General features: G+C 70.9%; 14 protein-coding genes. All 14 read right to left on the reverse strand.

The features are described 5' to 3' along the window. Nucleotides 1-190 precede the first annotated feature (190 nt). Nucleotides 191-8587, reverse strand: a complete 8397-nt coding sequence (locus AB4112_RS01460) for a hypothetical protein (RefSeq protein ID WP_441716746.1) — start codon at nucleotides 8585-8587, stop codon at nucleotides 191-193. Between the two features lie 294 nt (nucleotides 8588-8881). Then, entirely contained in the window at nucleotides 8882-10195 is a 1314-nt protein-coding gene (locus tag AB4112_RS01465; protein WP_441716748.1) for a PQQ-dependent sugar dehydrogenase, read from the reverse strand. Between the two features lie 102 nt (nucleotides 10196-10297). After that, nucleotides 10298-12094 (reverse strand): gamma-glutamyltransferase family protein, encoded by a 1797-nt coding sequence (locus AB4112_RS01470; protein WP_441716750.1) that lies wholly within the window; start codon nucleotides 12092-12094, stop codon nucleotides 10298-10300. A 10-nt stretch (nucleotides 12095-12104) separates the two neighbouring features. Next, the gene (locus tag AB4112_RS01475; RefSeq protein WP_309800318.1) at nucleotides 12105-12977 is read right to left on the reverse strand and encodes an ABC transporter permease; all 873 of its coding nucleotides are present in this window, start codon (nucleotides 12975-12977) and stop codon (nucleotides 12105-12107) included. Continuing rightward, nucleotides 12974-13921 carry an ABC transporter permease gene (locus tag AB4112_RS01480; RefSeq protein WP_309800320.1) on the reverse strand — a complete coding sequence of 316 codons (948 nt, stop codon included), beginning with the start codon at nucleotides 13919-13921 and terminating at the stop codon, nucleotides 12974-12976. Before AB4112_RS01480 ends, AB4112_RS01475 begins: the two co-directional genes overlap by 4 nt. Nucleotides 13922-14126: 205 nt before the next feature. Next, on the reverse strand, nucleotides 14127-15629 hold the full coding sequence (locus AB4112_RS01485; RefSeq protein ID WP_309800322.1) for an ABC transporter substrate-binding protein: 1503 nt from the start codon (nucleotides 15627-15629) through the stop codon (nucleotides 14127-14129). A gap of 24 nt (nucleotides 15630-15653) precedes the next feature. After that, nucleotides 15654-16751, reverse strand: a complete 1098-nt coding sequence (locus AB4112_RS01490) for an ABC transporter ATP-binding protein (RefSeq protein ID WP_309800324.1) — start codon at nucleotides 16749-16751, stop codon at nucleotides 15654-15656. Beyond that, nucleotides 16748-17800 carry an ABC transporter ATP-binding protein gene (locus AB4112_RS01495; protein WP_309800326.1) on the reverse strand — a complete coding sequence of 351 codons (1053 nt, stop codon included), beginning with the start codon at nucleotides 17798-17800 and terminating at the stop codon, nucleotides 16748-16750. Before AB4112_RS01495 ends, AB4112_RS01490 begins: the two co-directional genes overlap by 4 nt. Further along, nucleotides 17790-18599, reverse strand: a complete 810-nt coding sequence (locus AB4112_RS01500) for a FadR/GntR family transcriptional regulator (protein WP_309800328.1) — start codon at nucleotides 18597-18599, stop codon at nucleotides 17790-17792. Before AB4112_RS01500 ends, AB4112_RS01495 begins: the two co-directional genes overlap by 11 nt. A 354-nt stretch (nucleotides 18600-18953) precedes the next feature. Next, nucleotides 18954-19877 carry an aldo/keto reductase gene (locus tag AB4112_RS01505; protein WP_309800330.1) on the reverse strand — a complete coding sequence of 308 codons (924 nt, stop codon included), beginning with the start codon at nucleotides 19875-19877 and terminating at the stop codon, nucleotides 18954-18956. A 19-nt stretch (nucleotides 19878-19896) separates the two neighbouring features. Continuing rightward, the gene (locus AB4112_RS01510) at nucleotides 19897-21837 is read right to left on the reverse strand and encodes a beta-galactosidase (RefSeq protein ID WP_309800332.1); all 1941 of its coding nucleotides are present in this window, start codon (nucleotides 21835-21837) and stop codon (nucleotides 19897-19899) included. Nucleotides 21838-21870: 33 nt separating this feature from the next. Continuing rightward, entirely contained in the window at nucleotides 21871-22713 is an 843-nt protein-coding gene (locus AB4112_RS01515) for a carbohydrate ABC transporter permease (protein WP_309800333.1), read from the reverse strand. Nucleotides 22714-22723: 10 nt separating this feature from the next. Next, on the reverse strand, nucleotides 22724-23677 hold the full coding sequence (locus AB4112_RS01520) for a carbohydrate ABC transporter permease (RefSeq protein ID WP_309800335.1): 954 nt from the start codon (nucleotides 23675-23677) through the stop codon (nucleotides 22724-22726). A gap of 4 nt (nucleotides 23678-23681) precedes the next feature. Continuing rightward, a complete protein-coding gene (locus AB4112_RS01525) occupies nucleotides 23682-24989 on the reverse strand; it encodes an ABC transporter substrate-binding protein (RefSeq protein WP_309800337.1) in 1308 nt (435 codons plus the stop codon). Nucleotides 24990-25077 lie beyond the last annotated feature (88 nt).

Here is a 25077-nt window from a genome sequence, read left to right on the forward strand (position 1 = left end):
TAGTCGCGAGCTAAGGCTATAAGAATTGTGTTCGCCTCCGGTGGAGGCGTTGCCCAGGCGCGTTTCCGGATGGCCGGGCGCACCAGCTGGGCCGATCCGGACAGACGCTCCTGGTGATCTATCCGCCCCGAAAGCGGATCATCGGCACCTGGGAAGGGCTCGGGCGTAGACGCGCCCGAGCCCGCCCGGGCTACAGCACGAAATCCGCCGCGGTGAGGGCTTGGTCGGCGTGGACGTTGATGGCGAGATCGGCGGTGCGATCGCCATTGGTGTCGGCATAGACCACCTGGACCGCTCCGGCCGTCACGATCCGCAATTCCCCGGCCTGGCCGGTGAAGGCCCCGGTGCCGAAGCTGAAGGCGGTGTCGCCGTTGCCGCTGTTGCCGTCCGCGTCGATCGCCGACAGGTCGATATGGTCGCCGGTCGAGAAGTCGAGGATCACATCCTTACCCGCCGACGCCACCGTGCTGTCGGCGGTGCCGGTGTAGACGAAGATGTCGTTGCCGGCCCCGCCCAGCAGCAGGTCGGCGCCGATGCCTCCCGTCAGCACATCGTCGCCGGCTCTGCCCGACAGGATGTTGGCAGTCTCGTCGCCGGTCAGATGATCTGCCTGGGCCGAGCCGGTCAGGTTCTCGATCCCGGCGAAGGTGTCACCCTGGGCATCGCCGCCCGTGCCGGTGTTCGCGGCCAGGTCGACCGTCACCCCGACCGTCGAACCGGCGTAGCTGGCGGTGTCGAGGCCGTCGCCGCCGGTCAGGGCGTCGGCCCCGGCCGCACCTTCGAGCGTATCGTTGCCGTCGCCGCCGTCGATCTGGTCGTCGCCGGCGCCGCCATAGAGGCCGTCATCGCCGGCATCGCCGAAGACGATGTCGTTGTCGGCGCCGGCATCGATCGAGTCGTTGCCGGTGCCGCCATGGATGGTGTCGATGCCGTCGCCGCCGACGAGGCGGTCGGCGCCGTCGCCGCCATCGAGGATGTCGTTGCCGTTCTCGCCGTTCATGGCATCGTCGCCGCCATTCCCGACCAGGGTGTCGTTGCCGTTCTCGCCGCCGAGGACGTTGGCGCCATTGTCGCCGGTCAGCTGGTCGTCGTTGCTGGAGCCGTAAAGGTTCTCGATGCTGGTCAGCACATCGCCCTGGGCGTCGCCGCCTGTGGCGGTGTGGGCCAGCAGGTCGACCGAGACCGCGGCCGTCGAGCCCTGGTAGTTGGCGATGTCCGACCCGTCCCCGCCGTCGAGGGTGTCGGCGCCCGCGCCGCCGCGAAGCTGGTCGTCGCCGCCGCCGCCGCTCAGCGCATTGACGCCGCCGTCGCCGTACAGCCGGTCGGCGAAGCTCGACCCGACGATGTCTTCGATGCCGATCAGCGTGTCGCCCTGGGCGTCTCCGCCGGTGCCGGTTCCCGCGATGAGGTCGATGACGATCCCGGCAGACGACCCGGCGTAGTCGGCAATGTCGACGCCGATGCCGCCGTCCAGCGTGTCGGCGCCGCCGCCGCCCTGGAGCGTGTCGTCGCCATCGCCCCCGGCCAGCACGTTCGCCCCGGCGTCGCCCGTCAGCGTGTCGGCGAAGGCCGAGCCGGTCAGGTTCTCGAAGCCGGACAGGATGTCGCCCGCGGCATCGCCGCCCGAGGCGGCGCCGTTGACCGTGACCACCACCCCGGCCGTGGATTGGGCATAGGTCACCGTGTCGACGCCATTGCCGCCCTGCAGCGCGTCAGCCCCGGCCCCGCCGTTGAGCACGTCGTCGCCGTCCGCGCCGGTGAGGGTGTTGGCCCCGGCGTCGCCGGTCAGCGTGTCGGCGAAGCCCGAGCCGATCACGATCTCGATGGTCGCAAGCGTGTCGCCCGCGGCGTCGCCGCCGGAACCGGTCCCGGTCAGCAGGTTGACCGACACCGCCGCCGCTGAGCCCGTGTAGTCGGCGGTGTCCGTGCCGTTGCCGCCGATGAGGCTGTCGGCCCCGGCCCCGCCGTTGAACACGTCGTCGCCGTCTCCGCCGTTCAGCACATTGGCCGCGGCGCTGCCGGTCAGCGTGTCGGCGAGGGCGGAGCCGATCAGGTTCTCGATGCTCTGCAGAGTGTCGCCCGCGGCGTCACCGCCCGTGCCGGTCCCGGTCAGCAGGTTGACCGTGACCGCATTTGCCGAGCCCGTGTAGTCGGCGGTGTCCGTACCGTTGCCGCCGATGAGGCTGTCGGCCCCGCCCCCGCCGCGGAGCACGTCGTTGCCGTCGGCGCCGGCGAGGATGTTGGCCCCGGCATCGCCGGTCAGGGTGTCGGCAAAGTTCGAGCCGGAGAGATTCTCGATGCTGTTGAAGGTGTCGCCCTGGGCATCGCCCCCCGTGGCGGTGTTGGTGGCGAGGTTGACCGTGACGGCCGCGGACGCGATGTAGTCGGCCGTGTCGCTGCCGAGCCCGCCGATCAGGGTGTCCGCGCCGCCGCGGCCCGCCAGCACGTCGTCGCCGGCGCCGCCATCCAGGACATTCGCCCCGGCCTCGCCATTGATCGTGTCGGCGAAGGCCGAGCCGATGATGTTCTCGATGCTGTTGAAGCTGTCGCCCTGGGCATCGCCGCCGGTCGCGGTGTTGGACGAGAGGCTGAGACTGACGCCCGCGGCGGAGGCGGCATAGGAGGCGGTGTCGGTGCCGTTGCCGCCCTGCAGCGTGTCGGCGCCGCCGCCACCCTGGAGCGTGTCGTTGCCGTCGCCCCCGGCCAGGACATTGGCCCCGGCGCCGCCGGTCAGCGTGTCGGCGAGGGCCGAGCCGGTCAGGTTCTCGATCCCGGACAGGATGTCGCCCGCGGCATCGCCGCCCGAGGCGGCGCCGTTGACCGTGACCACGACCGCGGCCGCCGAGGCGGCGTAGGAGGCGGTGTCGCTGCCGTTGCCGCCCTGCAGCACATCGGCGCCGCCGAGGCCCTGGAGCGTGTCGTCGCCGTCGCCGCCGTCCAGGACATTGACCCCGGCGTCGCCGGTCAGCGTGTCGGCGAAGGCTGAGCCGATCAGGTTCTCGATGCCGGTCAGGGTGTCGCCCGCGGCATCGCCGCCCGAGCCGGCGCCGTTGACCGTGACCACGACCGCGGCGGCCGAGGCGGCGTAGGAGGCGGTGTCGCTGCCAGCGCCGCCGATCAGCGCGTCGGCCCCGGCGCCGCCCTGGAGCACGTCGTCGCCGTTGCCGCCGTCGAGGGTGTTGGCCCCGGCATTGCCGGTCAGGACGTCGGCGAGGTTCGAGCCGGTGAGGTTCTCGATGCCGGCCAGCGTGTCGCCCTGGGCATCGCCGCCCGCGCCGGTGCCGGTTGCGAGGTTGACCGTGACGCCTGCGGCGGAAGCGACATAGTTGGCCGTATCGACGCCGGCTCCGCCCTGCAGGGAGTCCGCGCCGGCACGGCCCGAGAGCGTGTCGTCGCCGGCGCCGCCGTCCAGGGCATTCGCCCCTGCATCGCCGCTGATCGTGTCGGCGAAGGCTGAGCCGATGACGTTCTCGATGCTGCTGAAGCTGTCGCCCGCGGCATCGCCGCCCGAGGTGGTGCCGGTCGTGAGGCTGAGCGAGACCGCGGCGGCCGAGGCGGCATAGGAGGCGGTGTCGCTGCCGTTGCCGCCCTGCAGCACGTCGGCGCCGCCGAGGCCCTGGAGGGTGTCGTTGCCGTCGCCGCCGGCCAGGATGTTGGTCGCGGCGCTGCCGCTCAGCGTGTCGGCGAAGGCCGAGCCGATGAGGTTCTCGATGGCCGTCAGCACGTCGCCCTGGGCGTCGCCGCCCGTGCCGGTCCCGTTCAGCAGGTTGACCACGACCGCGGCGGCCGAGGCGGCATAGGAGGCGGTGTCGGTGCCGTTGCCGCCCTGCAGCACGTCGGCGCCGCCGAGGCCCTGGAGCGTGTCGTTGCCGTCGCCGCCGGTCAGGAAGTTGGTCGCGGCGCTGCCGCTCAGCGTGTCGGCGAAGGCCGAGCCGACCAGGGTCTCGATGCCGGTCAGGGTGTCGCCCTGGGCGTCGCCGCCCGCGCCGGTCCCGGTCAGCAGGTTGACCACGACCGCGGCCGCAGAGGCGGCGTAGGAGGCGGTGTCGCTGCCGTTGCCGCCCTGCAGCACGTCGGCGCCGCCGAGGCCCTGGAGCGTGTCGTTGCCGTCGCCCCCGGCCAGGACATTCACCCCGGCGTCGCCGGTCAGCGTGTCGTTCAGGGCCGATCCGGTCAGGTTCTCGATGCCGGTCATGGTGTCGCCCGCGGCGTCGCCGCCCGAGGCGGCGCCGTTGACCGTGACCACGACCGCGGCGCTGGACCCGGCGTAGCTGGCCGTGTCGGTGCCGGCGCCACCGGTCAGCATGTCGGCCCCGGCGCCACCCTGGAGCACGTCGTCGCCGGCGCGGCCGGTCAGCGCATTGGCCGCGGCGCTGCCGATCAGCGTGTCGTTGAGGTCCGAGCCGATGAGGTTCTCGATGGCCGCCAGCGTGTCGCCCTGGGCGTCGCCGCCCGTGCCGGTGCCGGCCGCGAGGTTGACCGTGACGCCCGCGGCCGAGGCGACGTAGTTGGCGGTGTCGATGCCCGCGCCGCCATCCAGCGCGTCCGCCCCGGCGCCGCCGGCGAGCGTGTCGTCCCCGCCGGCACCGGAGAGGGCGTTGGTCCCGGCGTCGCCGATCAGGACATCGTCGAAGTTCGAGCCGGAGAGATTCTCGATGCTGTCGAAGCTGTCGCCTGTCGCATCGCCGCCGCTCACGGCGGTGTTGGCAAGGTTGATCCCGACGCCCGCGGCGGAGGCGATGTAGTTGGCCGTGTCGCTGCCGGCCCCGCCGATCAGGGTGTCCGCACCGGCGCGGCCCGCCAGCACGTCGTCACCGGCGCCGCCATCCAGGACATTCGCCCCGGCACTACCGTTGATCACGTCGGCGAAGGCAGAGCCGGTGGCGTTCTCGATCGCCGTCAGCGTGTCGCCCGCGGCGTCGCCGCCGGTGCCCACGCCGGTCAGCAGATTAACCACGACTGCCGCCGCCGAGCCCGTGTAGTCGGCAGTGTCGGTGCCGTTGCCGCCGTTGAGGGCATCGGCCCCGGCCCCGCCGCGGAGCGTGTCGTTGCCGTCGCCGCCGGTCAGCGCATTGGCCGCGGCGCTGCCGATCAACGTGTCGTTGAAGGCCGAGCCGATGAGGTTCTCGATGGCCGTCAGCGTGTCGCCCTGGGCGTCGCCGCCCGTGCCGGTGCCGGCCAGGAGGTTGACCGTGACGCCCGCGGCCGAGGCGGCATAGGTCGCCGTGTCGATGCCCGCGCCGCCGTCCAGCGCATCGGCCCCGGCGCCGCCAGTGAGCGTGTCGTCGCCGCCGGCGCCGGAGAGGGCGTTGGCCCCGGCGTCGCCGGTCAGGGTGTCGGCGAGGGCCGAACCGGTCAGGTTCTCGATGCCGGTCATGGTGTCGCCCGCGGCGTCGCCACCGGAGGCGGCACCATTGACCGTGACCACCACCGCGGCGGCCGAGCCAGCATAGCTCGCCGTGTCGGTGCCGGCGCCGCCGGTCAGCGTGTCGGCCCCGGCGCCGCCCTGGAGCACGTCGTTGCCGTTGCCGCCGTTCAGCACATTGGCCGCGGCGCTGCCGGTCAGGGTGTCGGCGAGGGCCGAGCCGATGAGATTCTCGATCGCCGCCAGCGTGTCGCCCTGGGCATCGCCGCCCGTGCCGGTGCCGGTCAACAGGTTGACCGTGACGCCCGCGACCGAGGCGACATAGGTCGCCGTGTCGATGCCGGCGCCGCCATTCAGCGCGTCGGCCCCGGCGCCGCCGTCGAGCAGATCATCCCCGCCGGCGCCGCTGAGGGCGTTGGCCCCGCTGCTGCCGGTCAGAGTGTCGGCGAGGTTCGAGCCGCTGACGCTCTCGATGGCGTTGAAGGTGTCGCCAGCGGCATCGCCGCCCGTGGCGATGCCGGTCAACAGATTGACCGTGACCCCCGCGGCGGATGCGATGTAGTCGGCCGTGTCGTTGCCGGTCCCGCCGATCAGGGAGTCCGCGCCGCCGCGGCCCGACAGCACGTCGTCACCGGCACCGCCGTTCAGGACGTTCACCCCGGCATCGCCACTGATCGCATCGGCCAAGGCCGAGCCGGTGATGTTCTCGATGCCGATCAAGGTATCGCCCTGGGCGTCGCCACCCGTCGCGGTGCCGGTCGAGAGGCTGACCGTGATGCCCGCGGCGGAGGCCGCATAGGACGCGGTGTCGATGCCCGCGCCGCCGATCAGCGTGTCGGCCCCGGCGCCGCCGGCGAGCAGGTCGTTGCCATCGATGCCGTCGAGGATGTTGGCCCCGGCATCGCCGGTCAGGCTGTCGGCCTGGTTCGAGCCGGAGAGATTCTCGATGCTGTTGAAGGTGTCCCCGGCGGCATCGCCCCCCGTGGCGGTGTTGGTGGCCAGGTTGATCGTGACGCTTCCGGTCGCGATGTAATAGGCGGTGTCGCTGCCGGCCCCGCCTTGGAGGACGTCCGCGCCGCCGCGGCCCGCCAGCTGGTCGTCGCCGGCACCGCCATCCAGGACGTTCACCCCGGCACTGCCGTTGATGTTGTCGGCGAGGGCCGAGCCGATGATGTTCTCGATGCTGTTGAAGCTGTCGCCCTCGGCATCCCCGCCCGTCGCGGTGTTGGACGAGAGGCTGAGATTGACGCCTGCGGCGGATGCGGCATAGGAGGCGGTGTCGGTTCCGGTTCCGCCTATCAGGGTGTCGGCGCCGCCGCGGCCTGCCAGCAGGTCGTCCCCGGCGCCGCCGTCCAGGACATTCACCCCGGCATCGCCATTGATCGTGTCGGCCAAAGCCGAACCGGTGATGTTCTCGATGCCGCTGAAGCTGTCGCCCTGGGCGTCGCCGCCCAACGCGGTGTTGGTCGAGAGGCTGACCGCGATGCCCGCGGCGGAGGCGGCATAGGACGCGGTGTCGATGCCGGCGCCGCCCTGCAGTGCGTCGGCGCCGCCGAGGCCCTGGAGCGTGTCGTTGCCGTTGCCCCCGGCCAGGGTGTTGGCCCCGGCATCGCCGGTCAGCGTGTCGTTGAGGGCCGAGCCGATCAGGTTCTCGATGCCGGACAGGGTGTCGCCCGCGGCGTCGCCGCCGAAGCCCAGGCCGGTCAGCAGGTTGGCCGTGACGCCCGCCGCTGAGGCGGCGTAGGAGGCGGTGTCGATGCCGAGTCCACCCTGCAGCGTGTCGGCGCCGCCGAGGCCGGTGAGCAGGTCATCGCCACCGCCGCCGTCGAGCACATTGACCCCGGCATCGCCGGTCAGCGTGTCGTTGAAGGCCGAGCCGGTCAGGTTCTCGATGCCGGTCATGGTGTCGCCATCGGCGTCGCCGCCCGAGGCGGCGCCGTTGACCGTGACCACGACCCCGGCCCCCGAGGCGCTATAGCCCGCCGTGTCGATGCCGGCGCCGCCCAGCAGCGTGTCGGCACCGGCGCGGCCCTGGAGCGTGTCGTTGCCGTTGCCGGCGTCGAGGGTGTTGGCACCGGCGGTGCCGATCAGCGTGTCGCCGAAATTCGAGCCGATGAGGTTCTCGATGCTGGTCAGCACGTCGCCCTGGGCGTCGCCCCCGGTGGCGGTGCCCCCCGTCAGGTTGACGCTCACCGCCGCGGTGGACGCGGCGTAGGTCACCGTGTCGACGCTGAAGCTGCCGTTCAGCGTGTCGGCCCCGGCGCCGCCGTCGAGCAGGTCGCCGCCCCCGCCGCCAAAGAGGCTGTTGCCCCCGGCGTCGCCGGTCAGCACGTCGGCCAGGTTCGAGCCGGTGATGCTCTCGACGCTGATCAGCGTGTCGCCCTCGGCGTCGCCGCCGCTGGCGGCGCCGGTGGCCAGGTTGACGGTCACCCCGACATTGGAGCCACCATAGGAGACGGTGTCGAAGCCGCCGGCGCCGTTCAGCACGTCGCCGAACTGGCCGCCTTCGAGGATGTCGTTGCCGCCCCCGCCGTTCAGCGTATCGGCGCCGCCGGAAACGTTGATGCCGGCGTAGCTGTCGCCGAACAGGGTGTCGGCACCATTGCCGCCATTGAGCGTGTCGGCGCCGTTGTACCCGACCAGCGTGGTGTTGCTGTTCAGGTTGCCGGTCAGGGTGTCGTTGAACCTGGAGCCCAGCGCCGTCTCGAAGCCGGAGAGGGTGACGCCTCCGTTACCGACCCCGGTGGCCAGGTTGAGGTTGACGGCCGCGCCAAAGACGCGGGCGTCGAGGATGTCGCCGCCGGCGCCGCCGATCAGCGTGTCGGCGCCGCCGCCGATCTGGACGTAGTCGTTGCCGTTGCCGCCGTCGACCGTGTTGGCCCCGGTGTCGCCGGCGAGCTGGTCGTCGAAGGCGCTGCCGATCAGGTTCTCGAAGGCGCTCTGGGTGTCGCCGGTGGAGTCGCCGCCGCCGGAGTTGGCGTTCAGGGCAACACTGACGGCCGAGGTGGAGTGGGCATAGGTGAGCGTGTCGATGCCGGCGCCGCCATTCATGTGGTCGGCGCCCGCGCCGCCCTCGATGATGTCGTTGCCGCCGAGGCCGGCGAGCGTGTCATTGCCGGCGAGGCCACTGATGATGTCGATGCCGTCGGGGTTGGCCGGATTGCCCGGATCGGTGCCGGCGAGGATATCGTTGCCAGCGGTGCCGTTGAGGGTCTGGGTCACGGGTCTTCCTCCTGCGTCGCCGCCGTTGGCTTTTTGAGGGAAAGCGGCCGGGCTGTGAAATGCACCCGGCTGGCCGGGCAGTCTCAGAATGAAGAAGATTTAGCAGACGTTTTGCATATCTCGTTAATCAAAATCATCGTGGGGCGACAGATTCGGATGCCGTGGTGCGATGGATATCCGGATGCTGGTGTCCGCCCGCAGCAGGTCAAAAAGGAGACGGCGCAGACCTCTTGCCGGCCTCGCCGAAACGAGCCGAAGCCGGACCGGCGTAGGCCGGCATCAGTCCCTGCGGGTTCAGCCGTGCCCCGGCGCGCCGGTGACCCGCCAGATCACGTCGCCCACATCGTCCGCCACCAGCACCGAGCCGTCGGGGCCGATGGTCACGCCCACCGGCCGGCCGTAGGAGGCGCGCTCGTCCGGTGACAGGAAGCCGGTCAGGATGTCGCGCACCGGCCCGGCGGGCCGCCCGTTCACGAACGGCACGAAGACCACCTTGTAGCCGGCCAGCGTGCTGCGGTTCCAGGAGCCGTGCTGGCCGATCGCCATGCCCTCGGGGAAGCCGGGCAGGGTGCCGGCCGGCAGCCAGCACAGGCCCAGCGACGCCGTGTGCCCGCCCAAGGCGAAATCCGGGGTGATGGCGGATGCGACCAGCGCCGGGTCCTGCGGCACCCGATCGTCCACGATCCGGTCCCAATAGCAGAAGGGCCAGCCGTAGAAGCCGCCGTCGCGCACCGAGGTCAGATAGTCGGGGGGTGTCTCGTCGCCCAGCCCGTCGCGCTCGTTGACCACCGTCCAGAGCGCGCCGGTCGTTGGTTCCCACGCCATGCCGACCGGATTGCGCAGGCCGCCGGCGAAGATGCGGGTCTTGCCGGTATCAAGGTCCAGCTCGTGGATGGCGGCGCGGCCCTCCTCTGCCTGCAACCCGTGGTCCCCGATGTTGCTGAGCGAGCCGACGCCGATATAGAGCTTCCGCCCGTCGGGGCTCGCCAGCAGGCTGCGCGTCCAATGCCCGCCGGGCTTCAGGTCGTTCAGCTTCCGCCCCGCGGCTGTGATCTGGGTGGCCCCGGCCACATACGGGAAGGCCACCACGCCATCGGTGTTGCCGACATAGAGCGTGTCGCCGAGCTGTGCCATGCCGAAGGGCTGGTTCAGCCCGTCGAGATACACCTCGCGGGTTTCGGCGACGCCGTCGCCATCGGCATCGCGCAGCAGCGTGATGCGGTTCGGGCTGACCCCCACCGCGGCCGCGCGCTTCATCGTGCTGTGCATGGCGTAGTCGAAGACGGACTTGATGCCCCCCGGCGTGCTCAGCGCCTCGGCCACCAGCACGTCGCCATTCGGCAGGGCATGGATCCAGCGCGGATGTACCAGGCCGGCGGCGAAGGCGTTGACCTGCAGCCCCGGCGCCGCGATCGGGGTCTGCCCCGCAACCCATCCCTTTGCGGTCGGCATCTTCAGCGTCGGGATGCTGCCCTGGGGCTTCGCCGTCGGGATCGCCGGCGCGCTGCCGAAGGCCGGCTTCTGCGGGCCGTCGTGCCGGTGCCGCAAACGGATCGCCACGGCGCCGATCAGCGCGACGACTTGAGCAAAAATGCCGGACAGGCTCATTTCGGTCCTCGAGCTGGAGATCGCCGCATCGAAACTAGGCTGAACCGGAGACGGGCGGAAGACGGCTGGTGGCGATCCGCACCAGCCGTCGGGTCCGGTCCCTCAGCGCCCCGCGGCGTAGGCCTGCATCAGCCGGGGGGTGGCGGCGGCGTGCAGCAGGCCGTCGGGGTCGCGGGACGCGGCGACCAGGCGGCCGACCGTCCATTCCGGCGCCGTCTCCAGCGCGTGGCCGCGGCGGCGCAGATCTTCCAGCACCTCGGCACCGAAATTCTCCTCGGCCAGCAGGTGCCCGGGCTTGCGCTCGCGCGGGAAGAACGAGCTGGGGAAATGCGCGGTGTGGAACGCCGGCTGCTCGATCGCCTCCTGCAGGTTCAGCCCGTGATGGACGTGGCGCAGGAACAGCTGCAGCTGCCACTGCTCCTGCTGGTCGCCGCCGGGCGAGCCGAACGCCATGTAGGGCTTGCCGTCGCGCAGGGCCAGCGACGGGGTCAGGGTGGTGCGCGGCCGCTTGCCCGGCTCCAGGCTGGCCGGCAGCCCCGGCTCCAGCCAGAACATCTGGGCGCGGCTGTTCAGCATGAAGCCCAGCTCCGGGATCACCGGCGAGGATTGCAGCCAGCCGCCCGACGGCATCGCCGCCACCATGTTGCCCCAGCGGTCGACCGCATCGATGTGGGTGGTGTCGCCGCGCCGGGCCGACAGCATCTCGGCCGTGGTCGGCTCGCTGTTCGCGGCCCCGGCGCCGCTGACCTTGGACAGCCGCTCCAGCGCCGCCATCACCCGGTCGACCTGGCCCTCATAGCCGGCCACCCGGCCGGGCCGCAGCTCGCGCGACGCGGTGGCGCCGATCAGGCCGCGGCGGGCGTCGTTGTAGGCGTCGGACAGCAGCGCCTCGACCGGCACGTCGACGAAGTCCGGGTCGCCGTAATAGATCTCGCGGTCGGCGAAGGCGAGCTTCATCGCCTCGGTCACAGTGTGGACGAAATTGGCGCTGGCCGGGCCCATCGAGGCCAGGTCGATGTCCTTCAGCAGGGCGAGGGTCTGCAGGAACACCGGCCCCTGGCCCCAGGGCCGGATCTTGGCCACGGTGTGGCCGTGATAGTCGTAGGTCAGCGGCGTGTCGTAGGTCGGGCTCCAGCCCGCCATGTCGTCGCCGGTGATGACGCCGCGGTGGCGCCGCCCGCTCTCGTCCATCACCTCGGTGTTGCGCGAGAAGCGGTCGATCGCGTCGGCCACGAAGCCACGGTAGAAGGCGTTGCGGGCCGCTTCGATCTGGCGCTCGCGGTCGCCGCCGACGGCCTCGGCCTCGCGCAGCACCCGCTTCCAGGTCTCGGCCAAAGCCGGGTTGCGGAACAGCCGCTTGGCCTGCGGCGCCACGCCGCCGGGCAGGAACACCGCGGCCGAGGTCGGCCACTCCGTCTCGAAGAAGGTCGCGAGGCCGGCGATGGTGTCGGCCACGCGCGGCAGCATCGGGTGGCCGCCCTCGGCGTAGTGGATCGCCGGCTCCAGCACGTCGCGCACGGTCAGGGTGCCATGGTCGCGCAGCAGCACCATCCAGGCGCCGAAGGCGCCGGGGATGACGGTGGCCAGCAGGCCGTTGCCGGGGATCAGGTCCAGCCCCTCGCTCTTGTAATGGGCGATGGTGGCGCCGGCCGGGGCCGGGCCCTGGCCGCACAGCACCTCGGTCTTCCCAGTCTTGGCCGAGTGGAACACGATCGGCACGTCGCCGCCGGGGCCGACCAGATGCGGCTCGACCACCTGCAGCACGAAGGCGGTGGCGACGCAGGAATCGAAGGCGTTGCCGCCGCGCTCCAGCATGGCCATGCCGGCGGCGCTGCCGAGCCAGTGGGTCGAGGTGACCATGCCGAAGGTGCCGAGCAGTTCGGGGCGGGTGGTGAACATGGGATGTCTCTCAGCTTTCGCGGGGGTCGAGGGCGTCGCGCAATCCGTCGCCCAGCAGGTTGAAGCCCAGCACGACCAGGAAGATCGCGCCGCCCGGGAAGATCGACATCCAGGGCGCCTGGCTCATGAAGTTCTTGGCGGTGTTCAGCATCGAGCCCCAGGACGGGCTCGGCGGCTGCTGCCCGAGGCCGAGGAAAGACAGGCTGGCCTCGGCGATGATCGCGGTGGCGATGGTCAGGGTGGCCTGCACGATCAGGGGCGGCAGCACATTGGGCAGGATGTAGCGGATGATGATCCAGCGGTCGGGCAGGCCGATCGACCGCGCACCCTCGACATAGTCCTCGGTCTTGATGCTTAGCACCTGGCCGCGGGTCAGGCGGATGAACAGCGGCATCGCCGACAGGCCGATCGCGATCATCGCGTTGGACAGGCTGGGGCCGAGGAAGGCGGCCAGGGCGATCGCCAGGATCAGGAACGGGATCGCCAGCATCGCCTCGGTGGCGCGCGAGATGGCGCCGTCGACCAGCCCGCCGTAATAGCCGGCCATCAGGCCGAAGGGCACGCCGACCGCCATCGCGATGGCGACCGAGATCACCCCGGCCGACAGCGAGGCGCGGGCGCCGTAGGCCAGGCGGGTGAAGATGTCGCGGCCGAGGTCGTCGGTGCCCAGCCAATGGGCGGCGGACGGCGCCTTGCGGATGGTCAGGAAGCTGGTCTGCAGCGGGTCCTGCCCGCTGACCACCGCGGCGAAGACCGCGAGGAAGACGAAGCCGAGCACCAGCACGGCGCCGACCACCGCGCCCCGGTTGCGCAGGAACTTGGCCAGGCCGCGGTGGCGCCGCTTCGGCGCGGCCGCTTCCGGGGCCAGGGCGGTCGCGGTCATGACGGGTGCCTCAGCCGCGGGTTGATCAGGACGTACAGGATGTCGGCCAGCAGGTTCATGGCGATGAAGCCGATCGCGGTGCACAGCACCACGCCCTGCACCACCGCGTAGTCGCGGTTGAACACGGCGTCGACGATCAGCTTGCCGAAGCCGGGGATGGTGAAGACCTGCTCGGTCAGCACAGCGCCGGCCAGCAGCTCGCCGAACAGCAGCGTCACCAGGGTGACGATCGGCACCAGCGCGTTGCGGAAGGCGTGCTTCAGCACCACGGCGGGGCTCAACAGCCCCTTGGCCCGCGCGGTGCGGATGTAGTCGGAGCGCAGCACGCCGAGCATGGCCGATCGGGTGTGCCGCATCAGCGTGGCCGCCAGGGCGTTGCCCAGCACGAAGGCCGGCATCAGCATGGTCTTCAGGCTGAGCCAGAGGTCCTGCGACGGCGACACGTAGCCCGAGGCCGGCAGCAGCTTCCACTCCACCGAGACCAGCAGGATCAGCATGATGCCGAGCCAGAAGTTCGGGATCGACAGGCCGGACAGGGCGAAGACATTGGCGCCGTAGTCGACCGCCGTGCCCTTGTACACCGCCGCCAGGATGCCGGCGGGGATGCCGATCACCAGGGCGAAGACCATGGCCATGGCGGCCAGCTGGATGGTCACCGGCAGCTTCTGGGCGATCAGCTCGGTCACCGGCGCGTCGGTGCGCAGCGAGATGCCGAAATCGCCCTGCACCACCTGGCCGATCCAGGCGAAGTACTGCAGCGGCAGCGGGTCGTCGAGCCGGTACTTGTCGCGCAGGTAGGACAGCACCGCGGGGTCGCGCTCCTCCCCCGCCATGGCCAGCACCGGGTCGCCCGGCAGCATCTTCTGCAGGGTGAAGACCAGCATCGACACCAGCACCAGCGTCGGCAGCGCCACCATGAACCGGCGGAGGATGATGCGGATCATGGGCGGTGGATCCCGGAGGTACGTTCGCGTTGCCTCTCCCGCCGGATGCGGAAGAGGCCGGGCTTGCGCAGCGAGACCGGGTGAGGGCTGGTCCCGGCCTCGACAAACGCCCTCACTCGGAGCCGCCGCGCGTCTCCGACCTCTCCCGCAAGCGGGAGAGGCAATAGGTTGAGCCGATCGGCAGCTTGCTCCGTCGCGAGCATCCTCAGCCCTCGATGCTCATGCCCTTCAGGCGGATCATGCCGTCGGGGTAGGCGGTGAAGCCCTTCACCTTGGTCGACAGCACGAAGGGCCAGGGCTGGTAGTAGGTGTAGATGATCGGCAGCTCGTCCTCGAGGATGGCCTGGGCCTGGTCGTACAGCTCCTTGCGCTTGGCCTGGTCCGGCGACTGGCGGGCGGCGTCCAGCAGCTTGTCGACCTCGGGGTTGCAGTACTTGCCGTCGTTCAGGTTGCCCTTGCAGGTGACGAAGGCGTGGATGTTGCCGTCGGGGTCGACCCGGCCGGACCAGCCGACCTGCTCGGCCTCGAAATTGCCCGACGCCGCTTCCTTCATCATCGCCGCGAATTCGGTGGCGCGCAGCTTGATGTCGAAGCCGGCCTCGGACGCCATCGCCTGGGTCAGCTCGGCGATCTGCTGCGCCGTGGTGCCGGTGCCGAAGGTCAGCTCGAACGACACCCGCTCGTGCCCGGCCTCCTTCAGCAGCTGCTTGGCCTTCTCGACGTCGCGCTGCCGCACCGGGAACTTGTCGCTGAGATAGGGGCTGGCCTCGGGGAAGGGCTGCTGCGCCGGGGCGTACAGGCCGGCGCCGACCACCTGATTGATGACGTTGCGGTCGACCGCCAGCTCCAGCGCCTGGCGCACCCGCTTGTCCTGGCCCAGCGGGTTCTTGGCGCGGTCGCCGTTGCCGGTGTTGATGGTGATGCCCTGGTAGCCGATGCCGGTCACCGGCGCGAACACCAGGTTCGGGTCGGCCTTCACCGCCGCCACGTCGGACGGGGCCAGCCGTTCCAGCATGTCCAGGTCGCCGGCCTGCAGGTTGGCCAGCCGCACCGTGGTGTCCGGGATCGGCTGGAACACCACCTTGTCGATCTTGTAGTTCGCGGCGTCCCAGTAGCCGGCGTATTTCTGCAGCACGATGCGGTCGTTCTGCACCCGCTCGACGAAGCTGTAGGGGCCGGAGCACACCGGCTTCTGCCCGAAATCCCCGGCGGCGAAGGCCTTGGGCGACAGCATCATGCCGGCGCGGTCGGACAGCTGGGCCAGCAGGGTGGCGTCGGGCCGCGACAGCTTGATCGCCACCGTCTTGGGGTCGACCGCGACGACATCGGCGACCGAAGCCAGCTCGCTCTTGCGCAGGCTGTCCGGCAGGGTGCGGGCGCGGTCGAGATTGGCCTTCACCGCGGTGGCGTCGATCGGGTCGCCATCCTGGAAGGTGATGCCGTCGCGCAGGGTGAAGGTCAGGGTCAGGTTGTCGTCGCTCCACGACCACGCCGTCGCCAGCTTGGGCACGAAGCCCAGCTCGGGGTTGATGTCGAGCAGCTTGTCGCAGAGCGAGGCGAAGACGATGCGGCCGACGAAGGTCCGCGCCCGGTGCGGGTCGAGCACGTCGGGGTCCTCGTTCAGCCCGATCCGCAGCGTGGTCTGGCCGTAGGCCGTGCCGCTCAGCAGAATGCCGGCGGCGATGGCCAGGAGAGTGCGTGCGCGCATGAAGTGAGCCTCCTTTCGGGTTTCTTATGGGTGGACCGCCGCGGCATCCTTCTGCCGGGCGCGATAGAGCGACAGCCGGGCCGCCAGGTTGGGCGGCGTCGGCGGCGCGACCAGGGCGCCGGACCCGGCATCCTGGATCTCGCGCCAGAAATGGCAGGCGACGGTGCGGCCGGGCGCGGCCTCCTCCACCGGCGGCCGGGCCTCGGAGCACAGCGGCCTGGCATGCGGGCAGCGGGTGTGGAAGCGGCAGCCGGGCGGTGGCGCGGTCGGGCTGGGCACGTCGCCCTGCAGCAGCGTCTTGGCCTGGCGCCCGGCCGGGCTGGGCACCGGGATCGCCTTCATCAGCGCCTGGGTGTAGGGGTGCAGCGGCGCGTCGAACAGCGCGTCGACCGGCGCCTGCTCGACGATCTCGCCGAGATACATCACCGCCACCCGGTCGCTCATGTGGCGGATCACGGCCAAGTCGTGGGCCACGATCACCAGGGTCAGGCCGAAGCGCTCCTTCAGCTCCTCCAGCAGGTTGATCACCTGGGCCTGGATCGAGACGTCCAGCGCCGACACCGGCTCGTCGCCGACGATCAGCACCGGCTTCCCGGCCAGCGCCCGGGCGATGCCGATGCGCTGGCGCTGGCCGCCGGAGAATTCATGGGGATAGCGCCCGGCATGGTCCGGCAGCAGGCCGACGATGCGCAGCAGCTCCGCCACCCGCTCGCGCCGCTCGGCCCGGCCGGCCAGGCGGTGCAGCCAGATCGGCTCGCCGATGATGTCGCCGACGGTCATGCGCGGGTTGAGCGAGGCGTAGGGGTCCTGGAAGATGATCTGCAGCTCGCGCCGCAGCCCCCGCATCTCCGTCGCCGACAGCGCCATCAGGCTGCGGCCGCGATAGACCACGTCGCCCGCGGTCGGCTCGATCAGCCGCAGCAGCAGCCGGCCCAGGGTGGACTTGCCGCAGCCGGATTCGCCGACCACGGCGAAGGTCTCGCCCGGCCGGATCGCCAGCGACACGCCGTCGACCGCATGCACCAGCGGCGACCCGCCCAGCAGGCTGTGGCCGCCGCCGAAGCGCTTGACCAGGGCCTTTGCTTCCAGGAGGGGCGCGTCGGTCGTGATGGCGTCGCTCATGCCGGGCCTCCGGCGTGCAGTTCCAGCGGGGCGAACCAGCAGGCGGCGCGGTGGTCGGGCCCGACCAGCTGGGCGGGCGGCGCCTCGGCGGTGCAGCGTGGTGCTGCGAAGGGGCAGCGCGGGGCGAAGCGGCAGCCCGCCGGCATGCGGTCGGCCGGCGGCACCGTGCCGGGGATGGTGGCCAGCCGCCCGGCGCGCCGGCCCAGCGAGGGCACCGACCCCATCAGCCCGATGGTGTAGGGGTGCTGCGGGTCCGCGAAGATGGCGTCGACCGGGCCGGATTCGACGATGCGGCCGGCATACATCACCGCCACCTGGTCGGCGACCTCCGCCACCACGCCCAGGTCGTGGGTGATCAGGATCATGGCGGTGCCGGTCTCGTCCTGCAGCCGCCGCACCAGCGCCAGGATCTGCGCCTGGATGGTGACATCAAGGGCGGTGGTCGGCTCGTCGGCGATCAGCAGCTGCGGGTCGTTGGCCAGCGACATCGCGATCATGGCGCGCTGGCGCATGCCGCCCGACAGCTGGTGCGGATAGGCGTCCAGCCGCTTCTCCGGCGCCGGGATGCGCACCCGGCGCAGCATCTCCAGCGCCAGGCTGCGCGCCTCGGCCTTGCCCATCGCCCGGTGGCGGCGGATGCCTTCGGCGATCTGGTTGCCGATGGTGAAGGCCGGGTTCAGGCTGGTCATCGGCTCCTGGAAGATCATCGCCATGCGGCTGCCGCGGATGTCGGCGCGCTGCCGGTCGGTCAGGCGGAACAGGTCGCGCCCCTCGAACATGGCGGTGCCGGAGGTGATCTGCGCCACCGGCGGCAGCAGGCCCATCAGCCCCAGCGCGGTGATGCTCTTGCCGCAGCCGGATTCGCCGACGATGCACAGGGTCTCGCCGCGGGCGACCGAGAGGGAGACGCCGTCGACCAGGTTGCGGCCGCTGGAGACGCCGGACAGGCTCAGACCGAAATTCTCGACCGCCAGGACCACCTCGCGGGCCGGTGCCGCATCGGGGGTGGCGGCCATCGGGGTCGGGGCGATACCGATGTCAGAGGCCATCGCCCGCCTCCACGGCTGTCGCTTCGGCATGAGTGGCGGTGCGGCCTTGGGCCGCGTCGTGCGGCGCCGGTTCGCCATTCATCGCCGCCTCGAGATTGGCATGCAGTGCCAGCAGATGGCGCCGCATCGCCGCCTCGGCGCCGGCGCCGTCATGCCGCGCGATCGCGGCCACGATATCGGCATGCTGGCTGGTGTAGGCGCGCAGCCGGATGCGGTTGCGCGCCGCCTCGCGCAGCCGGCGCCAGGACGGCGACTGGCGGATCCGGTCGATGCAGTCGAACAGGGCCAGCAAGAGGCCGTTGCCGGCGGTCTCGGCGATGTGGCGGTGGAAGGCGCTGTCCCACAGCTCGTGCCCGTCGCCATCCGCCGTGGCCGCGGTCTTGCGCTCGATCCGCTGCAGCGCGGCGACAGCTTCGGGGGTGGACCGCATTGCCGCCATCCGGGCGAGCGCCGGCTCGATCTGCAGCCGCGCCTCCATCACCTCCAGCGGGCTGGTGCGGTCGGCCAGCGACGCGATCAGATGCGGCTGCACCGCGGGGCGACGGCCGGCGAAGGTGCCCTTGCCCTGATGGCGCCAGATGCTGCCCTCGGCCTCCAGCACCTCCAGCGCCCGGCGCACCGCGCGGCGGCCGACCCCGATCTTGGCAGCCAGGTCGCGCTCGGTCGGCAGCTGCCATTCGGCGCGGTCGCCCTCGGCGTCCAGCAGGGCGCGCAGCCGCTCCAGCGCGACGCTGGAGTTCGACACGCCCCGCGGCGCGGGGTTGGGGTCGATCGAGCTGGGTGAAACCAAGTCAGCCATTGGTCTCCCAATGGCTGCATCCGCCGTCCCGATTCCGGGCCATGCGCCGTTCCCCTGTTGATGCTTAAGGCGCCGGCCGGCCGGTCCTGAGGACCGATCCTTGCGCACGGCGCCGCTGGTCGTTGCCGACAGCCAAGCGCAAAGGGAACCAATTTGCAAATGGTTTCCTGGGTGGTCGCGCAGGTGCGTAGGTTGGGTTCGCGTGCCGCGAACCCAACCTACGCATCGCGTATCCCCCCAAATGTCATGCCACGGCTTGACCGTGGCATCCAGGGGCGGCCAGAGCGGCTCTTGGTGGCCCCTGGATTGCCCGGTCAAGCCGGGCAATGACAGATGAGGAAGGTCGGCTTGGCCCTACAGCGTGTCCCGGCGCAAATCCAGCCAGTCGCGCTCGGCCTCGGTCAGATCGGCGGACAGGCCTTCGATGTTGCGCCGGCTCTCCTCGATCGAGCGCGGGCCGGACAGGGCGAAGGTGGCGAAGGGCTGCGACAGCACCCAGGCCATGGCGATCTGCACCGGGTTGGTGCCCTTGGCCGCGGCCAGGGCGATGGCGCGGCGGCGGCGCTCGAAATTGTCCTCGGCGTGCCAGGCCCGCACCATCTCGGCATCGTCGCGCAGGCCGGGGTCGCCGCGCTCGGTGAAGAAGCCGCGCGCGGTCGAGGACCAGGCGAACAGCGCCGTGCCGCTGTCCTCCAGATGGCGCAGCCACTCCGGGTCGCGGGCCGAGACGCAGCCGGCCCAGACCGGTTCGACCATGCGGGCCAGGGCCAGGTTGTTGCTCAGCACCGTGAAGCCGGTCTTGCCGGTGCGCTTCGCATAGTCATTGGCCGCCCGGAAACGCTCCAGGCTCCAGTTCGAGCCGCCGAACACGCCGATCCGTCCCTCGCGGTGCAGCGCGTCGAGCACGTCGACGAACTCGCCGACCGGCACCTCGAGGTTGTCGCGGTGCAGGAAGTAGATGTCGACGCGGTCGGTGCGCAGCGCCTCGAGGCTCTGCTCCAGCTGGCTCCGCGCGGCCTCCGGCGTGCAGTTCGGAGTGTGCGCACCCTTGCCGATCAGGACGATGCGGTCGCGCACACCGCTTTTCGTGAGGTACTCGCCGAACAGCGTCTCGCAGCCGCCGCGCATGTAGACCCGGGCGGTGTCGAAGCAGTTGCCGCCGCGCTCGATGTAGTCGTCGAACAGGGGCGCCGCCCGGGTCAGGTCGTCCTGGTTGTCGACGCCCATCACCATCCGGGCCACCGGCGTCGCGACGCCGGGGATCGTGCCGTAGATCATCCTGTTTCCCCCTGGCCTCTCACTCGGCCCGCCAGCAGGCCACGCCCTGCGGCGGCACCACCGGTCCGCCCAGCAGGTAGCGCCCGGCATCCTGCACCGGCGCCGCCCAGTCGGCATCGCCGTAGTTGAAGCCGAAGGTCAGGCCGCCGCGGCGGCGCAGGCGCACCCCCTCCGGCAGCTCCACCACCTCAAGCCCGGCGCGGTGCAGCAGGTCGGCCATCGCGCCGTGCAGCAGCTCCGCGTCCGGCCAGCCGGCGAGGTAGAAGCGCCTGCCGTCGCCGACCAGGGCCGGTTCGCCGTCGGCGTAGCGGGCCAGCACCGGCAGGTCGGTCTCCAGCCATTCGCGCCAGCGCCGGACATGGCCCGACAGGCCGGCGCCCTCGACCGGCTCGGCCAGGTTCGGGCGCAGCGACGCGACCTGGGTGACCTTCAGCGCCAGCAACTCCTGCAGCGGCCCCGGCGGCAGCTCGTCGGGGATGCGGAAGTCGCGGGTCTTGGCGCCGCTGCGCGGACCGAACAGGGTGACGGCGTCGGTCGCGGCGAAGGCATGGCGCGCCGCCTCCGACACATGCGCCAGCGACGGCACCACCACCGCCTTGTAGCCGGCCAGCGAAGCGCCGGGGCGGACGATGTCGACATCCAGGCCCAGGCGCCGGATCGCCTCGTACCAGCGGAACACCAGGTCGGTGTAGCGGAAGTCGCGGCCCTGCGGCTGGATCCGGGTGATCCAGGCGGTCTCGTAGTCGAACACCAGCGCCACCGGGGCCGCGGCCGAGGCGGGCAGGGCGCCGATGCGGGCCAGCTCCGCCCCGACCTCCGTCGCCTCCTCGCCGCCCGGCGACAGCTTGCGGTCGGGCCGGTTCAGCCCGGCATGCATCTGCTCCTGCGCGTAGGGGCATTGCCGCCAGCGGAAATAGCTGACGACCTCGGCGCCATGGGCCAGCGCCTCCCAGCTCCACAGCCGGACCATGCCGGGCTTGGGCACCGGATTCCAGGCGGCCCAGTTCACCGGGCCGGGCTGCTGCTCCATCACCCACCAGCGGCCGCGGCCGACCGCGCGGTACAGGTCATGGTTGAACGGCGCCAAGTCGGGATGCGAGGTGCGGGCCCAGCGCGCCCGCTCGTCGTCGTCGGCCGCGATCTTCTCCAGCGTGCCCAGCGGGTAGCTGTCCCAGGACGCGACGTCGAGGTCCTCGCCCAGCGGCCAGTGGTCGAAATCCTGGAAGAAGCCCATGAAGTTGTGGGTGACGAAGCGCCCCGGCGAATGCTTGCGGATGATCTCGACCTGCATCCGGTTGTAGGCGGCGACCTGGTCCGAGGCGAAGCGCCAGTAGTCCAGCCGCGCCGCCGGGTTGGTCTCGGTCACCGCCGCCACCGGCGCCTCGATCTCGCCGAAGCCGGCCACCTCCATCGACCAGAACACGTTGCCCCAGGCCTGGTTCAGCGCGTCCGGCGTCTGGTAGCGGCGGCGCAGCCAGTCGCGGAAGGCGGCGACGTCCTCCGGCCCGTAGGACAGCACGGTGTCGTGGCAGCCGAACTCGTTGTCGGTCTGCCAGCCGGCGACCGCGTCATGGCCGCCGTAACGCCGCGCCACCGCCTCGGTGATGCGGGCGCTCTCGCGCAACCAGGTCCGGCTCGAGAAGCTGGTGTGGCGGCGCGAGCCGAAGCCGCGGACCCGGCCGTCCTCGTCCACCGGCAGGATGTCCGGGTGCTTGTCGACCAGCCATTTCGGCGGCGTCGCCGTCGGCGTGCACATCACCACCTTCAGCCCGGCGGCGCCCAGCGTGTCGATCGCCCGGTCCAGCCAGCCCCAGTCGAACCGCCCCGGCTCCGGCTCGATCCGCGACCAGGCGAATTCGGCGATGCGGACGAAGCTGATGCCGACCTCGCGCATGCGGCGGGCGTCGTCCGCCCACCAGTCTTCGGGCCAATGTTCCGGGTAGTAGCAGACGCCGAGCATGACACAGCCTCGTCAGGAGCGAAGGGTGGGGCGCTACTTCACCGCGCCGGCGGTGATGCCGGCGACGAAATAGCGCTGCAGGAAGATGAAGACTACGATCATCGGCAGGGTCAGCAGCGTGGCCCCGACCATCAAGGCGCCCCAGGGCACGACGTTGAGGCCGATCAGGCTGCCCAGCGCCACCGGCGCGGTGCGGGCCCCCGACTCGGTCGCGACCAGCAACGGCCACAGATAGTTGTTCCAGGAGGCCAGGAACAGGATGATCGCCAGCGCCGCCATGCTGGGCCGCACCAGCGGCAGGGCGATGGAGAAGAAGATCCGGCCCTCGCGCGCGCCGTCGATGCGGGCGGCGTCCAGCAGCTCCTGCGGCAGCGACAGGAAGGTCTGGCGCATGAACAGCACGCCGATCGAATGGCACAGCGGCGGCACGATCACCGCGATCCAGGTGTTGGACAGCGCCAGGTCGCGCGCCACCAGCACGTATTGCGGCACGATCAGCACGGCATAGGGCACGGTCAGGGTCGCGACCAGCAGGCTGAAGGCCACCTGCTTGCCGATGAATTTGAACCGGGCGAAGGCGTAGCCGGCCATGCTGGTCAAGAGCAGCGACAGCGCCGCCGAGACGGTGGCGATGCCGATCGAGTTCAGCATCGCCCGGCCGAAATTGGCCGTGTCGTCGAGGAAGGCCCAGTTCTCGAGGAAGTTGCCGCCGGGGGTCAGCGGCAGATCCGGCGAGAAGATGGCGTAGTCCGGCAGGGTGGCGAACACGCCCATCAGGTAGAGCGGCGCCAGCCACAGAAGGGCCACGGGCGCCAGGCCGCCGGTGAGCAGCCAGCTGCCCCAGCGCCGGCGCGATCCGATGGTGCGGAGCATCATCGTTGCCTCCTCAGGCCTGCTTGCCGCGGGTGAGCACCAGGTTGAGCGCCGCCAGCACCGCCGCCATGCCCGCGATGGTGTAGGCGATCGCCGCGGCATAGCCGAAGTTCATGCTGACGAAACCCTGCTTGTACAGGTAGGTGCCGAGGGTCTCGGCGCCGCCGCCCGGCCCGCCGCGGTCGGTGATCAGCCAGGGCTCGGTGAACAGCTGCGTGGTGCCGATCACCGACAGCACCAGGCAGAAGATCAGGATCGGCTTCAGCAGCGGCAGGGTGATGCGGAAGAAGCGGTCGAACGGGGTGGCACCGTCGATCGCCGCCGCCTCGTACAGGTCGCGCGGGATCGACTGCAGCCCGGCCAGCAGGATGATGGCGTTGTAGCCGGTCCAGCGCCAGGTCATCGCCACCATGACGGTGGACAGCATCGCGTTCGGGTCCTGCAGCCATTCGACGGTGGGCAGGCCGAGCGCCGCGAAGGCGTGGTTGACGGCGCCGAACTGGCCGTTGAACAGCACCCGGAACACCGCGGAATAGGCCGCGTCGCTGACCACCACCGGGGCGAAGAAGGCGAAGCGGTAGATCGGCCGCAGCTTCAGCAGCGGCGAGTTCAGGGCCACGGCCAGCAACGTCGCGAGTGTCAGCATCACCGGCACCTGGATCGCCATGATGGTCAGCGTGTTTCCCAGCGCCGCGTGGAAGGCGCGGTCGACCCACAACCGCCGCCAGTTGACCGCGAGGTTCCAGCCCCAGGGATTGACCCGCGTGTTCTGCAGCGACAGCAGTGCCGAATCGATGATCGGCCAGCACCAGAACACGGCGAAGACCAGGAAATAGGGCAACAGGAACCAGTACGGCGCCAGTGCGTGCCGCCGGCGCCGCCACCCGCCCCGGATATCCAATGGAACGGCGGCTGAGGCCCCGGGTGTCCGCGGGGCCTGGATGCCGGCTCGGGTGGCGGTTCCCATCACGTCACTCGGCGACGGGAAGGCCGGTCGCGGCGGAGATCTGCTCGGCCGCCTCGTCCAGGGTCTCCTTGGCCGATTTGCCGTTGCCCTTCATGTAGGCCAGCAGGATGCCGTCGGCGATGCCGTCGGCCTCGGCGAAATATTGGGTGCCGCGCGCCGGCTTGATCTGCGACAGGGTGGCCAGCACCACCTCCCAGACCTTCTGGCCGCCCCAGTAGGGCTGGGGCTGCTGGATGTAGGGATCGTTGATCGCCTCCGGCAGGGTCGGCACCAGGCCCGAGGCCTTGAGCTGGGTGATCTGGCTGTCCGGCCGGCCGAGCGCGAAGTTGATGAAGGCCAGGGCCGCCTGCGGGTTCTTCGAGGAGGCCGGGATGGCGAGGGACGAGCCGCCGATATTGGCGGCGCGGTTGCCGCCGGCGGCGAAGGCGGGCAGTTGGAAGACGCCCCATTTGCCGCTCAGCTCCGGCGCGTTGCCGCGGACCGAGCCCTCGTACCAGGCGCCGTAGACCGAACTGGCCAGCCGGTTGGCCTTGATCGCCTGCAGGCTGCCGTCCCAGCCGGCGTTGAGGAACAGGTCGGCGTCGGAGATCTTCTTCACCGTCTCCAGCGCCTGGACGCAGCCGGCCTGATTGACCGTGACATTCTCGCCGGTCTCGTCGAAATAGGCGCAGCCGGCCTGGTTGGCCAGGATACGGAACCAGGTCGTGCTGATCGAATCGGTGTTGTTCGAGACGAACTTCACGTCGGGGCCGGCCTTGGCCTGCACCGCCTTGCCGGCGGCGATGAAATCGTCCCAGGTCGCGATCTTGGCCGGGTCGACGCCCGCGGCCTCGTACATGTCGCGGCGGTAGAACACCACGGCCGGGCCGGAATCCCAGGGCATGGCGTAGATCTTGTCGCCGACGGTCAGCTCCGTGAGCTTGAACTTGGGGAACTTGGCGAGGAGGTCGGCCTCCTTCGGGTCCAGCGTCTTCAGGTCTGCGAAGCAATCCGGGAAGCGGGCCCAGAACACCGAGGATTCATGGTTCTCGACCGAATAGACGTCCGGCATGTTGACGCCGCCGGCCGAGCAGCCGGCCAGGCCGCGGTCGTAGACCGGCTGGTTGCCCAGATCCTCGACCGTCACCTTGACGTTCGGATAAGCCTTGTTGAAGTCGGGGACCACGGATTTCAGGGCCGTCGCCGCGACATTCCAGCTCCAGACCGTGATCTCGCCCTTCAGGTCCGATTGCGCCAGCGCCGGCCCGGCCGCGGCCAGCCCCAGCGCGACGGTGCCGATGAGAATTCCGGCGATCCTGCCGAAGCCACTCATGATCTCCTCCCTCGTGTCTCGTTGGGACGAACGGGCCCGCGGGCGGAAGGTCGAACCCTCTCCGCGGGGCTTATCGCCATGTTGCGCA

This window comes from Inquilinus sp. 2KB_23 (assembly GCF_052115705.1).
Taxonomy (GTDB): domain Bacteria; phylum Pseudomonadota; class Alphaproteobacteria; order DSM-16000; family Inquilinaceae; genus Inquilinus; species Inquilinus ginsengisoli_A.